We start from the raw sequence: 13,915 nt of genomic DNA on the forward strand, positions 1-13,915 counted from the left end.
CCGCCCGAACCTGGCCTGGATCGCTGCCTTTCTGGCGGCCCTGTCGCTGCCTGCCGGGGCCCAGGACCGGCCCGAGCCGCGCCCAGACGCGGAAACCACCGATACTGCTGCCGCTGACACTGCTGCCGCGCCATCCCAGCCTGCGCCCCTGACATTCGGCCTGGCGGGACCGTTCCTGGCCGCGCGCATGGCGACGGTGGAAAACGACTTCCAGGCCGCTGCCCGCTTCTTCGTGCAGGCGGTGGCCCATGATCCCGACGACCGCTTCCTGCAGGACAGCGCCCTGGTCGCATTGGTGTCGGCCGGAGAGATCGACCGCGCCGTGGCCCTTGCGACCCGCATCGGGTCCGAGGGCGAGCCGACCGAGTTGTCGCACCTGATCCAGCGCGCCAACCTGGTCCATTCCGGCGATTGGGCCGGGCTTTTGGCCGATGTGGGCACCCCGTCCGATGCGGAAGCCCAGGCCGACCTGCTGGCCGGGATGCTGCGCGGCTGGGGGCTTCTGGGCGCAGGCAAGGCCTCCGAGGCCCTGGCGGAATTCGAGCGCCTTTCGAAGATCGGCGGCGTGGCGCCGATGGTGAACTATCACCTCGCCCTGGCGCGTGCCCTGGTCGGCGATTACGAAGGGGCCGAGGCGCTGCTGGCCGACGACATGACCGGGGCGCATATCCTGGGCTTCACCGCCCGCGCGCAGATCCTGGCCCAGCTTGAGCGTCGGGACGAGGCCGTCGCCATGATCGAAGCCGTCCCCGGCGTCGAGGCCGAGCCGCAGCTTCTGGCCCTGCGCGACCGCATCAAGGCGGGCCAGCCGGTGGCCTTCGACGTGGTCAAGACCCCGGCAGACGGGATCGCGCAGGTCTTCCTGACCTTCGCATCCGCCCTGCTGTCCAGTCCCGATCCCGAACCGCTGTCGCTGATCCATGCCCGGCTGGCCGCCTGGCTGTCGCCCGACACCGCCGAGGCGCGGCTGATGGTGGCCCAGATCCTGCAGGAACGTCAGCAGTTCGACCTGGCCGAACCCGAATATGACGCGCTGCGCCGGATGGGCCAGATGCGCCCTGCCGCCGAACTGTCGCGCATCGACACCCTGTCCCGCGCCGGTCGCACGGACGAGGCGGGCAAGGCCGCCCTGTCCCTGACCGCCGCCTATCCCGACCTGCCCCAGGCCTGGATCGCGCTTGGCGACCTCCTGCGCCAGCAGGAGAAGTTCGCCCAGGCCGTGCCCGCCTATGACAAGGCCCTGGTGCTGCTGGACGACGCCCCGGCGGATGCCCGATGGTTCCCCCTTTACGCGCGCGGCATCGCCCTGGAACGGTCCGACCAGTTCGACCGGGCCGAGGCCGATTTCCTGGCCGCCATCGAAATCCGCCCGGACCAGGCGAGCCTGCTGAATTACCTGGGCTACAGCTGGATCGACCGGAACGAGAACCTGGACCAGGCGCTGGAGATGATCCAGAAAGCGGTGCAGCTTTCGCCCGATGACGGCTATATCCTCGATTCGCTGGCTTGGGCCTATTACCGCCTGGGCCGCTATGACGAGGCGGTCGCGCCGATGGAACGCGCGATCCTGACCATGTCCCAGGACCCTCTGGTCAACGACCATCTGGGCGACATCTATTGGAAGGTGGGCCGCCAGCGCGAGGCCGAGATCCAGTGGCAGCGTGCGCTGTCCCTGGACCCGACCGAGACGGACGATGTCGATCCCGACCGCATCCGCGCCAAGCTGGAGCGTGGCCTTGACGCCGTTCTGGCCGAGGAAGCGGCAGCCCCCGTCGATGCCCCGGCACCCGCCCCGCAGGCCGCCGCGAACAACTAGGGCATGCCTATCGTTCAGGCTGCGCCGGCCAAGCTGAACCTTGCCCTGCACGTCACGGGTCGCCGTGCCGACGGCTATCACCTGCTGGATTCGCTGGTGGCTTTCGCCGGGCTGGGCGACGTGGTGGTGCTGGAACCCGGACCCTTGTCCTTGCGGATCGAGGGGCCGTTCGCGGCGGGCTTGCCTGTCAGCGACGACAACCTGTGCCTGCGCGCGGCGCGTCTGGCGGGGGCAGCGGCCGCGATCCGGCTGACCAAGAACCTGCCGGTGGCGTCGGGCATCGGCGGCGGGTCGGCGGATGCGGCGGCGGTCCTGCGCGGGTTGGCCCGCATGGGCCATGCGCTGCCCGCCGAAACGGAACGGCTGGGCGCGGATGTGCCGGTCTGCCTGGCGTCACGCCCCGCGCGGATGCAGGGCGTGGGGGAAATCGTCACCCCGCTGGATCCCTTGCCGCAGGTGCCGCTGGTGCTTGTCAATCCGGGCGTCGCCGTTTCGACGCCCCAGGTCTTTGCCGCGATGGAACCGCGGGACAATCCGGGCCTGCCCCCCATCCCGCGCTTTGCCGGGCTTGCCGATCTGGGGGGCTGGCTGGCGCAGACGCGCAACGACCTGGAACCTGCCGCCCTGACCATTGCCCCGGTGATCGGGCAGGTGCTGGACGCCCTGCGCGCCACCGGCGCCGCTTTCGCCCGCATGTCCGGGTCGGGGGCCACCTGCTTTGGCCTCTATGACAGCGCGGAACGTGCCCGGATTGCCTCCAGCGCCTTGAAACAGCATGGCTGGTGGGCGGCCGCGACGGAACTGGCGCCCCCGCTGACGCCCGGATAGACTTGCGCGAAACTGCCTTTGGGGGAACCATGCTGCGTCTTGGCGTCAACATCGATCACGTCGCAACCATCCGCAATGCCCGCGGCACGCCCTGGCCCGACCCCCTGCGCGCCGCCCGCCTGGCCGAGGAGGCGGGCGCCGACGGCATCACCGCCCATCTGCGCGAAGATCGTCGCCACATCAGCGACGCCGACATCGACGCCCTGATGGCGAACCTGACGCTGCCCCTGAACCTGGAAATGGCCGCGACCCCGGAAATGCAGGCCATCGCCCTGCGCCACCGCCCCCATGCGGTCTGCATCGTCCCGGAAAAGCGAGAGGAACGCACCACCGAAGGCGGTCTGGACGTGGCGGGAAACGAGGCGATGCTGGCCGATTACATCGCCCCCCTGCGGGATGCCGGCTGCCGCGTGTCGCTGTTCATCGGCCATGACCCCGCGCAGATCGAGGCCTCGGCCCGGATCGGTGCGGCAGTGGTGGAACTGCATACCGGCGCCTATTGCGATTACGACACCGAGGGCCGTCGCGCCGACCGCGACCGCGAACTGGCGGGCTTGGTCGAAGGCGCGAGGCTTGCCGACAGCCTGGGGCTGGAGGTTCACGCAGGCCACGGCCTGACCTTCGACACCGTCGGCCCCATCGCCGCCATCCCGCAGGTCAGGGAACTGAATATCGGCCATTTCCTGATCGCGGAATCGGTCTTCATCGGGTTGGACGGTGCGATCCGTGAGATGCGGCGCAGGATGGACGAGGCGCGCGCATGATCCGGCTGGCCGCAGCCCTGATGCTGCTTTCGGGCGCGGCGCAGGCCCAACAGGTCGAGGTGATGCCTTGCGGCGACGCCGACCGCGTCGATACCATCGCCGAACCCTGGGATCAGAACACCGCCACCTATGCCAATGGCGACGTTCGAGTGGCGCTGCTGGACATGGTGGAACCCGCCGGTGGCGCCTGGAAGCTGGCCGTCATCAGCCCGCCGCGCGACGAGTTGGGGCTGCGGCAATGCCGCGTCATCGGCGCGGACGGGATCGGCTTCTATGGCCTGGATTTTGCCTCGCGCCGGGCGGACTATGATCGCCAGCGGGGGCTGGTGCTGACCTTTCCCGCGACCCGCTATTCCGATGCCGCGCCCGAAGGCGAACCCTACAGGCTGGTCGTGACGATCAACCAGCAGACCGGAGAGATCGCGACCGAGGTGCAGGAATGACGGTCCCTTTCAGCATCGGATGGGCGCCATGATCCTGGGCATCGGCACCGACCTTGCCAATATCGACCGCATCGCCGGTACGCTGGACCGCTTCGGCGACCGCTTTCGCCATCGCGTCTTCACGCCCACGGAACTGGCCAAGGCCGCGCGGCGCCGGGACGAGGCCGGGACGCTTGCCAAACGCTGGGCCGCGAAGGAAGCCTGTTCCAAGGCGCTTGGCACCGGGCTTGCCATGGGGATCAGCTGGCGCGACATGGCGGTCAGCAACCTGCGATCCGGGCAGCCGGTGATGGAACTGACCGGATGGGCCGCCGAACGGCTGGCCGCGATGACGCCGCCGGGCCATCATGCCGTCGTTCACGTCACCTTGACCGACGATCACCCCTGGGCGCAGGCTTTCGTGGTGATCGAGGCGCGGCCCGGCACGCCGCAACCTTGACTTTGCGTCCCGCCAATGGCCTAGAACGCGCGAAGCGGCCAATCGCCCGCGCAAGTTGACGAAGGACGAGACCATGGCCGACAGCACGGCGGGCAAGAAAAAGGAAGGCATCTGGGAAACGGTCAAGACCGTGTTCTGGGCGCTTGTCATCGCGGGCATCTTCCGCACGCTGTTCTTCCAGCCGTTCTGGATCCCCTCCGGGTCGATGAAGGACACGCTGCTGATCGGCGACTTCCTGTTCGTCAACAAGATGGCCTACGGCTATTCCCGCTATTCCTGCCCCTTCTCGGTCTGCCCGATCAGCGGCCGCATCCTGGGGTCGGAACCCGAACGCGGAGATGTGGTGGTGTTTCGCCATCCGACGCGCGGCGTCGATTTCATCAAGCGGCTGATCGGCCTGCCGGGCGACACGATCCAGATGCGCGATGGCCGCCTGTGGATCAATGGCGAGGAAGTGCCTGTCGCCCCCGCAGGCGATTTCGTCGAGGTCAAGGAACTGCAGGGGCCGCAGGGACTGATCCCGCGCTGCGTCAATGATCCGGTGGCCGAAGGCGGTGATTGCATCAAGCAGCGCTTCACCGAAACCCTGCCCGGCGGGCGCAGCCATGACATCCTCAATATCACCGACGGATCCTTCGCCGACGACACGCCCACCTTCACGGTGCCCGAAGGCCAGTATTTCTTCATGGGCGACAACCGCGACAATTCCGAGGATTCTCGTTTCCCGCAGGAAATCGGCGGCTTGGGCTTTGTGCCCTCGGAATATCTGATCGGGCGGGCCGACCGGATCATGTTCTCGTCCGCGGGGCGGTCGCTTCTGTATTTCTGGACTTGGCGGGCTGACCGCTTCTTCAAGGCGGTGGAGTGAAACCCGGCGCCGACATCCGCGCCTTCATGGTCCGGCTGGGGCACGACTTCGCACGGCCCGAACTTCTGGTGCGCGCGCTGACCCACGGATCCATTGCCAGCGCGACCCGGCCCGACAACCAGCGGCTGGAATTCCTGGGCGACCGCGTGCTGGGCCTTGTCATGGCCGAGGCGCTGTTCGACGCCGACAAGTCCGCCAGCGAAGGCCAGCTTGCCCCCCGCTACAACGCGCTTGTCCGGGGCGAGACCTGCGCCGCCATCGCCCGAGAGATCGGGTTGGGCGAGGTCCTGAAGCTGGGCCGGTCCGAGATGATGTCGGGCGGCCGCCGCAAGGAAGCCGTGCTGGCCGACGCGATGGAGGCCGTTCTGGCCGCCGTCTATCTGGACGCGGGCTTCGATGCCGCGCGGCGCATCGTGCTGCGCCTGTGGGCCGGCCGGCTGGACACGCTCGAGGACGATCCCCGCGACGCCAAGACCGCGTTGCAGGAATGGGCGCAGGCCAACGGGATGCCGCCGCCTCTTTACGAACAAACCGAACGCAGCGGGCCGGACCATGCGCCCGTCTTCCTGATCACCGCACGGCTGGCCGATGGGCGCGAAGCGCAGGCCAGAGGTGCCGGCACGAAACGCAGCATCGAACAGGCCGCCGCGCAGGCGCTGCTGGACCGGCTGGAGGGCCGCGAATGACCGACATCACCCAAACCCGCGCGGGCTTCGTCGCCCTGATCGGCGAACCCAATGCCGGGAAATCCACGCTTCTGAACCAGATGGTCGGCGCCAAGGTCAGCATCGTCACCCACAAGGTGCAGACCACCCGCGCCCGCATCCGGGGCATCGCCATTCATGACGCGGCGCAGATCGTCTTCGTGGACACGCCGGGCATCTTCCGCCCGCGCCGCCGGCTGGACCGGTCCATGGTCAAGGCCGCCTGGGGCGGGGCGGCCGACGCCGACATCATCCTGTTGCTGGTCGAGGCGCATCGCGGACTGACCGAAGGCGCCAAGGCGATCATCGAATCGCTGAAGGGACTGGACAGCCAGACTCCCGTGGGGCTTGTCATCAACAAGATCGACCGCGTGAAGGCGGAAACCCTGCTGGCCCTGTCGGCTGAACTGAACGCGGCCTTCCCCTTTGTGCAGACCTTCATGATCAGCGCCGAGAAGGGCTATGGCTGCGACCAGTTGCGCGACTGGCTGGCCGCGACGCTGCCGGAAAGCCCCTGGCTTTACCCCGAGGACCAGATCGCCGACCTGCCCATGCGCATGATCGCGGCGGAAATCACCCGCGAAAAGCTGACCCTGCGCCTGCACGAGGAAATCCCCTATCAGCTGACGGTCGAGACCGAGGCATGGGAGGAACGCAAGGACGGATCCGCCAAGGTGGACCAGGTCGTCTATGTCGCGCGCCCCGGCCACAAGGGCATCGTCTTGGGCAAGGGCGGTGAGACGATCAAGGCCGTGGGCCAAGCCGCCCGTGCCGAGCTTGAGGAACTCATGGGCCGCCGCGTCCACCTGTTCCTGCAGGTGAAGGTGCGCGAGAACTGGCTGGACGAGGCCGAACGCTATAACGAGATGGGCCTCGATTTCCGCGACGGCGATGCCTGAAGCACGGCTTGCGACCGGCATCTGGGTTTCGGCCTATCTGGCGCGTCTGGGGCTTGCCAATATCCCCGCCTATGTGACCGCGCGGGGCGACGAGACGGCGGGCGCGGTGCTGGTCAAATGCGCGCATCTGGACGGCACCGCCGCGCTTTACGGTCGCGAATGGGACTTCGACACCGACAGCCGCCCGTGGCAGGTGCTGGCCCAAGGCCCGGAACGCGAGGTGGACCAGGCCATCGCCCGGCAGCGCGGCTTCGACCCCGACCTGTGGGTCATCGAGATCGAGAGCCGCGACGGACGCACGCTGCTGGACGAACCGGGGCTTGCGTGATCCATCTGGCGCGGACGGCCTTTGCAGCCTATGCAATCAGGCATGAAAAACGCGTCCCCATCGGGTGATTCCCTGCCGGGCCTGATCCTGGCCATTGCGACCTATGTGATGTGGGGCTTCCTGCCGCTGTTCATGAAGCAGCTTGCCCATGTCCCCCCGTCCGAGGTGATCGCCCATCGCGTGCTGTGGTCGCTGCCCATCGCGCTGGCGGTCCTGGTCTGGCAGCGCCGGTCGGCCGAGGTGATGGCGGCGCTGCGCCAGCCGCGCCTTCTGGGCATGGCGCTGATCACCGCCGCGCTGATTTCCGTGAACTGGATGATCTATGTCTGGGCGGTGGGCAACAACCACGCGCTGGACGCGGCGCTTGGATACTACATCAACCCGCTGTTCAGCATCCTGATGGGCGCGACCCTGCTGCGGGAAAAGATGAGCCGGGCACAGATGGTGGCGGTCGCGCTTGCCTCGCTGGCGGTGGTGGTGCTGACGGTGCAGTTGGGGCGGCTGCCGATGGTGGCGATCGGACTGATGCTGACCTGGGGCTTTTACGCCTATTGCAAGAAAAGCCTGCCGCTGGGCCCGACCCAGGGCTTCACGCTGGAGGTGCTGCTGCTGACGCCCTTCGCGCTTGCCTATGTGGTCTGGCTTACGGCCAGCGGCCAGTCGCATTTCGCCGCAGGCAGCACCTGGGACACGATCCTGCTGATCGGTTGCGGTCCCGTGACCGCCGTGCCGCTGATCTGCTATGCCACGGCGGCCAAGCAGTTGCGGCTGTCCACCATCGGCATCCTGCAATATATTGCGCCGACGATGATCTTTTTGACGGCGGTCCTGATCTTCGGCGAGCCCTTCGGCGCGGCGCAGATGGTCGCCTTTCCGATGATCTGGGCGGCGCTTGTGATCTATACCCTGTCGATGCTGCGCGGGGCAGGGGCGCGGCGGCGGGCGATGACCTGACTTGGCAGCCGCCCCGTCCCGTGCCAATCTGCCCCCCGTTCCCGGAGGCGCCATGTCCGCAAACCGCCAGCGCATCACGCTTGTCACCCTGGGCGTGGCCGACATGGACCGCGCGCGGCGCTTTTACGAAGCCTGGGGCTGGGCGCCCCATGCCAGTTCGCAGCCGGGCGTCACCTTCTTTCAGATGAACGGCGCGGTGCTGGCCCTGTTCGGGCTGGCCGATCTGGCCGCCGACCAGGGACGGCCCGGCGCGGCCCTGGGCACAGGGGCTGTCACGCTGGCGCAGAACTGCGCGGATGACGCGGAAACCGATGCGGTCTTCCAGTCGGCTGTGGATGCCGGGGCGACCGTGCTGAAACGCCCCGAAAAGGTCTTCTGGGGCGGCTATTCGGGCTATTTCGCCGATCCAGACGGCCATGTCTGGGAAATCGCGACCAATCCCTTCTGGCCCCTGTCCGCCGACGGGTCGCTGACCCTGCCCGGCGCTTGATGGAGTGGCAGGCCGAAGGCACCGTCCTGGCCCGCCGCACCCACGGCGAGACGGCGGTGATCCTGGACGTGCTGACCGACCTGCACGGCCGCCATTCGGGGCTGGTGCCCGGCGGCGTGTCGCAAAAGCGCGCGGCGATGCTGCAACCCGGCTCGCGGCTGGATCTGCGATGGCGGGCTCGGCGCGACGACCAGTTGGGCACCTTTTCCGTCGAACCGCTGCGGCTGCGGTCGGGGCTGATGGCCGATCCGCTGGCCCTGGCGGGGTTGAACGCGGTCTGTTCGCTGCTGGTCTTTGCCCTGCCGGAACGCGACCCGCATCCTGCCCTTGCACGCGACACCGAACGCCTGCTGGACCTGATGGAGAGCAGCCGAGACTGGGGCGACGATTACCTTCACTGGGAAATGCGCCTGCTGGACGAGATGGGCTTCGGCCTGGACCTGACATCCTGCGCTGTGACGGGCGCGCAGCATGGATTGGCCTATGTCAGCCCCAGGTCGGGCCGCGCCGTCAGCCGCCAAGGGGCAGGCGAATGGGCCGACAGGTTGCTGCCCTTGCCGGGGATCCTGGGCGGGGCAGGCGACAATCGCGGGCATGGACTGGCCGAGGGACTGGCCATAACCGGGCACTTCCTGACGGCACGGATCGCCGGGGAACTGGTGGGCCGCCCCGTTCCTGCGGCCCGCCATCGTCTTGTGGAACGGCTGACGCGCGGCCAGCCGACAGGGGATTACTGACCGGCCCGTGCCTGGTCCACAGCGGTGACCTGCGCCTGCGCCCCGGTCACGCCGCGTTCGAAGATCAGCCAGGTCAGGGGCGATTTCACCTTCAGGACGCCGCCATAATATTCCATCTCGGTCGCCGATTGCAGAACCTCGAAGAAGCGGTTCTCGATCGTGGTGTTCTTGCCGCAGGGCACGTTGGTCTTTTGCAGCGGCGACAGCGCGACAAGCGGCAGTTCCGCATTGTTGATGGCGCCATAGCCGTTGCAGGGGCCACGGCCCGACACGCTTTTCTCGCCGATGGTCAGGGTCATGTTGCGCAGCGGCACGGTCGCGCCGTCCATGCCCACCAGTGCATAGTCGCCGCCCGGAATAAAGCCCCGGTCGTTTGCGGGATCCACGGCCGGCGTGGCCGGTTCGCAGGCGGCAAGGGCAAAGGCTGCGGCGGTCAGCGCGCCGAACGTGCCAAATCGGGCAAGGCGGGACATGTCGGGTCTCCTGTGGGCGATCGTCGAAAGGGAATGCGGCAAAACCGCTTTGGTTGCAGCACCCTAGACGAAAGGCGATCAGCCTAACAGACGCCGGGCGATCACTTGCGCCTGAATTTCGGCGGCACCTTCAAAAATATTCAGGATGCGTGCATCGCACAACACCCGGCTGATGGGGTATTCCAGCGCAAAGCCGTTGCCGCCGTGGATTTGCAAGGCATTGTCGGCCGATGCCCAGGCCACGCGGGCGCCCAGCAGCTTGGCCATCCCGGCCTCCAGGTCGCAGCGGTGGCCGTGGTCCTTTTCCCAGGCGCTGAAATAGGTCAGCTGCCGCGCGATCATGATCTCCACCGCCATCATGGCCAGCTTGTCGGCGACGCGCGGAAAGGCGATCAGCGGCTTGCCGAACTGCTTGCGGTCCAGCGCATATTGCAGGCCCAGTTCCAGGGCGTTCTGCGCCACCCCGATGGCCCGCGCCGCCGTCTGGATGCGGGCGGATTCGAAGGTCTGCATCAACTGCTTGAAGCCCTGGCCGGTCACGCCGCCCAGAAGGTTTTCGGCGCTGACCTTGAAGCCGTCGAAGCCAAGCTCGTATTCCTTCATGCCGCGATAGCCCAGCACCTCGATCTCGCCTCCGGTCATGCCGGGGGTGGGGAAGGGATCCGCATCCGTGCCGGGGGTCTTTTCGGCCAGGAACATCGACAGGCCCCGGTAATCGGTGGTGTCGGGATCGGTGCGGGCCAGCAGGGTCATCACATGGGTGCGCGCGGCATGGGTGATCCAGGTCTTGTTGCCGGTGATGGTCCAGCTATCGCCATCCAGAACCGCCCGTGTGCGCAGGCTGCCCAGGTCGCTGCCGGTGTTTGGCTCCGTGAAGACCGCCGTGGGCAGGATTTCCCCCGATGCCAGGCGCGGCAGCCAGTGGGCCTTCTGCGCGTCCGTGCCACCGCCCAGGATCAGTTCCGCCGCGATTTCGGACCGCGTGCCCAGCGAACCCACGCCGATATAGCCGCGCGACAGTTCCTCGGACACGACGACCATCGCCGCCTTGGACAGGCCCAGGCCGCCGAACTCCTCGGGGATGGTCAGGCCGAAGACGCCAAGCTCGGCAAGCTCCTGGATGATCTCCATCGGGATCAGCTCGTCCTTCAGGTGCCAGCCATGGGCATGGGGGACCACCTTGTCATCGGTCCAGCGGCGGAACTGGTCGCGGATCATTTCCAGATCCTCGTCCAGGCCCGAGGCGCCGAATGTCGCGCTGCCCTTGTTCTCGGCGATCAGGGCGGCAAGGCGGGCGCGGGCCTCGGGCGTGTTGCCGGCCATCAAGGCGCGGGCCGCCGGGGACGGCTGCCAGTCCAGGCCCAGGTCGGACAGGCGGGCGAATTCCGTCTGGCTCATCGGGATGCCGCCCATGATCTGGGTCAGGTATTCGCCAAAGCCGATTTGGGTGATCAGGCCCTCGATTTCTCCGCTGGCGCGGGCGGACCAGGCGGCAAGCTGGCGCAGCGATTCGACATAAGTGGCAAGCCAGGACAGCGCATGGGCCGCGCGCTGGTGGCGTTCCAGGGCCTCGGCATCGACCTTGCCCGCGGACGAGACGGCGGCCCGCAGCCCCTCGGTCGCGCGGGACTGGAGATCGGCAAGCTCGGACAGGACGGCGTCGAACTGGTGCGGCATGTCTTTCATGGATTCGGCCCCTTTTGCGGCATTGCAGCATGGGTAGCGTCTTCGCATCCGCAGCGCAAGATTAATGCGATTATACACTCTGCATTGAACTAATATGTCGGATCGCATCGCGTCGGATGTGGCATTTCCATTCCCTGCGCGGGCCGCTAGCTTGCCCGGCATGTTTGGACTGGATCCCTGGCAATTCTGGACGATCTTCGCCGTCACGGCCTTTGCGGGCTTCGTGAAGGGGGCCATTGGTTTCGCCATGCCGCTGGTGATGGCTTCGGCCTTCGCATCCATTCTGCCGCCGCAGGTGGCCCTCGCGGCCTTGATCCTGCCGGTGCTGACCACCAACGTCCACCAATCCCTGCGCCAGGGACCGGCCGCTGCCATCCAGTCGATCCGCAATTTCCGCTGGCATATCGGCATGGTGCTGGTTTTCCTCATGCTGTCGGCGGGCTTGGCCCGGCAGATCCCGCAGGGGCTGATGTATGCGTTGCTGGGCTTGCCGATCCTGGCCTTCGCCTTGTGGCAGCTTGCGGGCAGGCCGATGACCCTGCCCATCCATCACCGCCGCCGGGCCGAGGTCGCGACCGGCATCGTCGGCGGGCTTTACGGCGGCGTTTCGGGCATCTGGGGGCCGCCGCTGGTCGTGCTGCTGCTGTCGCTGGGCGTGCCCAAACAGGAACAGGTCCGCGTCCAGGGCGTGGTCTTCCTGCTGGGGGCGGCGGGGCTGACCGCCGCGCATCTGGCATCGGGGATCCTGAACGCGCAGACGATCCCCTTGTCCGCCGTCCTCTGCATCCCGGCCTTTGCGGGGATGCTGGCGGGCTTTGCCTTGCAGGACCGCATGGATGTCGCGCAATTTCGCCGCTGGACGCTGATCCTGCTGGTCATCACCGGCCTGAACCTTGTCCGCCGCGCCCTTTCAGACTGGATTTGACATGATCGACGCCGCCGACCTGACCGCCCGCCTGATCCGCTGCCCTTCCGTCACGCCAAACGAAGGGGGAGCCCTGGTCCTACTGGGCGGCCTGCTGGCCGATGCGGGGTTCGAGGTCCACCGCGTCGATCGGAACGGCACGCCCAACCTGTTCGCCCGCTGGGGCCGCAAGGGGGCGCGTGCCCTGGGCTTCAACGGCCATACCGACGTGGTCCCGCCCGGCGACGGGGAATCCTGGACCCATCCCCCCTTCAGCGGCCATGTCGAGGATGGCGTCATCTGGGGGCGTGGCGCCACCGACATGAAATCCGGCGTCGCGGCCTTTGTCGCCGCCGCCATCGACTTCGTGCGAGAGACGCCCCCCGACGGCGCGGTGGTCCTGACCATCACCGGGGACGAGGAAGGCCCGTCCCGCGACGGCACCATCGCCATCCTCGACTGGATGGAGGCCCATGGCGAACGCATGGACGCCTGCATCGTGGGCGAGCCCTCGAACCCCGAGATCATGGGCGAGATGATGAAGATCGGCCGGCGCGGATCGGCCACCTATACGGTCGCCGCCAAGGGGGTGCAGGGCCATGCCGCCTATCCGCACCGCGCGAAAAACCCGCTGCACGCTCTGACGGCATACCTGAACGACCTGATCGCCGCCCCGCTGGACGCAGGCACCGACCACTTCGACCCGACCGGGTTGCAGATCACCAGCATCGACTGCGGCAACCCGGCCTCCAACGTGATCCCGGAAACGGCGCGCGCCGTGGTCAACATCCGTTTCAACGACCTGCATACCGGGGCCAGCCTGGAAGCCGAACTGAAGGCCCGCGCCGCCCGCGTGACCCAGGCCACCGGCGTCGCCCTGACCATCGACAGCCAGATCAGCGGAGAGGCTTTCCTGACCCAACCCGGCCCCTTCGTGGATCTGGTCCGCAGCGTCGTCACCCAGGAAACCAACCGCCAGCCGGTCCTGTCCACCAGCGGCGGCACGTCCGACGCGCGCTTTGTCAAGAACCACTGCCCGGTGGTCGAATTCGGCCTTGTCGGTGCCTATATGCACCAGGTGGACGAACGCGTGCCCGTGGCGCAGGTCCGGCAGCTCAAGACCATCTACCAGCGGATCCTGGAAAAATATTTCGAATGAAGATCGAACAGACGACCGACCTTGCCGCCTGCCTTGCCCTGCGCCGCACCGTGTTCATCGAGGAACAGGGCGTCCCCGAGGATCGCGAGATCGACGGGATGGACGACGGCGCCCTTCACCTGCTGGCGACCCAGGACGGCCAGCCCATCGGCAGCGCCCGCATCCTGCTGGACGGCGAGACGGGCAAGATCGGCCGCGTCTGCGTTCTGCCCCAGGCACGAGGCACGGGCCTGGGCGCGGCGCTGATCCGGGCCGCGCTTGACGTGCTGCGCGTGCAGCCGGGCATCACCCGCGCCAAGCTGGGGGCGCAGACCCACGCGCTCGGCTTTTACGAAAAGCTGGGCTTCACCGCTTATGGTCCCGTTTACGACGATGCCGGAATCCCGCATCGTGACATGACCCGCGACCTTTGAAGGACCGACA

Annotated in this window: 17 protein-coding genes; 15 read left to right on the forward strand and 2 right to left on the reverse strand. The window is 67.5% G+C overall.

Features of this window, described 5'->3' with window-relative positions:
• From CK944_RS05950 to recO, 12 genes are all read left to right on the forward strand, one after another.
• On the forward strand, positions 1–1,816 hold a 1,816-nt coding region (locus CK944_RS05950; RefSeq protein ID WP_371411648.1), incomplete at its 5' end, for a tetratricopeptide repeat protein.
• Positions 1,817–1,819: 3 nt separating this feature from the next.
• Entirely contained in the window at positions 1,820–2,644 is an 825-nt protein-coding gene (locus CK944_RS05955; RefSeq protein ID WP_371411649.1) for a 4-(cytidine 5'-diphospho)-2-C-methyl-D-erythritol kinase, read from the forward strand.
• Positions 2,645–2,673: 29 nt separating this feature from the next.
• Positions 2,674–3,408 (forward strand): pyridoxine 5'-phosphate synthase, encoded by a 735-nt coding sequence (locus CK944_RS05960; protein WP_103172300.1) that lies wholly within the window; start codon positions 2,674–2,676, stop codon positions 3,406–3,408.
• Positions 3,405–3,851, forward strand: a complete 447-nt coding sequence (locus tag CK944_RS05965) for a hypothetical protein (protein WP_103172142.1) — start codon at positions 3,405–3,407, stop codon at positions 3,849–3,851. The genes CK944_RS05960 and CK944_RS05965 overlap by 4 nt, the downstream gene beginning before the upstream one ends.
• Before the next feature lie 28 nt (positions 3,852–3,879).
• Positions 3,880–4,290: a holo-ACP synthase gene (gene acpS, locus CK944_RS05970; protein WP_103172302.1), complete on the forward strand. Its 411-nt coding sequence runs from the start codon at positions 3,880–3,882 to the stop codon at positions 4,288–4,290.
• A gap of 73 nt (positions 4,291–4,363) precedes the next feature.
• Entirely contained in the window at positions 4,364–5,158 is a 795-nt protein-coding gene (gene lepB / locus CK944_RS05975) for a signal peptidase I (protein ID WP_103172143.1), read from the forward strand.
• A complete protein-coding gene (gene rnc / locus CK944_RS05980; RefSeq protein ID WP_103172144.1) occupies positions 5,155–5,844 on the forward strand; it encodes a ribonuclease III in 690 nt (229 codons plus the stop codon). Before lepB ends, rnc begins: the two co-directional genes overlap by 4 nt.
• Complete coding sequence (era, locus tag CK944_RS05985; RefSeq protein ID WP_103172145.1) at positions 5,841–6,761, forward strand: GTPase Era; 921 nt, start codon at positions 5,841–5,843, stop codon at positions 6,759–6,761. The genes rnc and era overlap by 4 nt, the downstream gene beginning before the upstream one ends.
• Positions 6,754–7,089 (forward strand): DUF1491 family protein, encoded by a 336-nt coding sequence (locus CK944_RS05990; protein ID WP_103172146.1) that lies wholly within the window; start codon positions 6,754–6,756, stop codon positions 7,087–7,089. The genes era and CK944_RS05990 overlap by 8 nt, the downstream gene beginning before the upstream one ends.
• Before the next feature lie 42 nt (positions 7,090–7,131).
• A complete protein-coding gene (gene rarD / locus CK944_RS05995) occupies positions 7,132–8,043 on the forward strand; it encodes an EamA family transporter RarD (RefSeq protein ID WP_103172147.1) in 912 nt (303 codons plus the stop codon).
• 52 nt (positions 8,044–8,095) lie between these two features.
• A complete protein-coding gene (locus CK944_RS06000) occupies positions 8,096–8,533 on the forward strand; it encodes a VOC family protein (protein WP_103172148.1) in 438 nt (145 codons plus the stop codon).
• The gene (gene recO, locus CK944_RS06005) at positions 8,533–9,270 is read left to right on the forward strand and encodes a DNA repair protein RecO (RefSeq protein ID WP_103172149.1); all 738 of its coding nucleotides are present in this window, start codon (positions 8,533–8,535) and stop codon (positions 9,268–9,270) included. The genes CK944_RS06000 and recO overlap by 1 nt, the downstream gene beginning before the upstream one ends.
• Here recO and CK944_RS06010 read toward each other — a convergent pair.
• Positions 9,264–9,743, reverse strand: coding sequence for an META domain-containing protein (locus CK944_RS06010; RefSeq protein ID WP_103172150.1), 480 nt, complete (start codon positions 9,741–9,743; stop codon positions 9,264–9,266). The genes recO and CK944_RS06010 overlap by 7 nt on opposite strands.
• Positions 9,744–9,821: 78 nt before the next feature.
• Entirely contained in the window at positions 9,822–11,420 is a 1,599-nt protein-coding gene (locus CK944_RS06015; protein ID WP_239985983.1) for an acyl-CoA dehydrogenase family protein, read from the reverse strand.
• A gap of 169 nt (positions 11,421–11,589) precedes the next feature.
• On the opposite strand from CK944_RS06015, the gene CK944_RS06020 reads away from it, so the two are divergent.
• The 3 genes from CK944_RS06020 to CK944_RS06030 are packed head-to-tail and all read left to right on the forward strand — an operon-like array spanning position 11,590 to position 13,905.
• The gene (locus CK944_RS06020) at positions 11,590–12,354 is read left to right on the forward strand and encodes a sulfite exporter TauE/SafE family protein (RefSeq protein ID WP_103172303.1); all 765 of its coding nucleotides are present in this window, start codon (positions 11,590–11,592) and stop codon (positions 12,352–12,354) included.
• Between the two features lies 1 nt (position 12,355).
• Positions 12,356–13,492 carry a succinyl-diaminopimelate desuccinylase gene (gene dapE / locus CK944_RS06025; RefSeq protein ID WP_103172152.1) on the forward strand — a complete coding sequence of 379 codons (1,137 nt, stop codon included), beginning with the start codon at positions 12,356–12,358 and terminating at the stop codon, positions 13,490–13,492.
• Complete coding sequence (locus tag CK944_RS06030; RefSeq protein WP_103172153.1) at positions 13,489–13,905, forward strand: GNAT family N-acetyltransferase; 417 nt, start codon at positions 13,489–13,491, stop codon at positions 13,903–13,905. The genes dapE and CK944_RS06030 overlap by 4 nt, the downstream gene beginning before the upstream one ends.
• Positions 13,906–13,915 lie beyond the last annotated feature (10 nt).

The organism is Paracoccus sp. SY, assembly GCF_002901215.1.
Taxonomy (GTDB): Bacteria; Pseudomonadota; Alphaproteobacteria; order Rhodobacterales; family Rhodobacteraceae; genus Paracoccus; species Paracoccus acridae.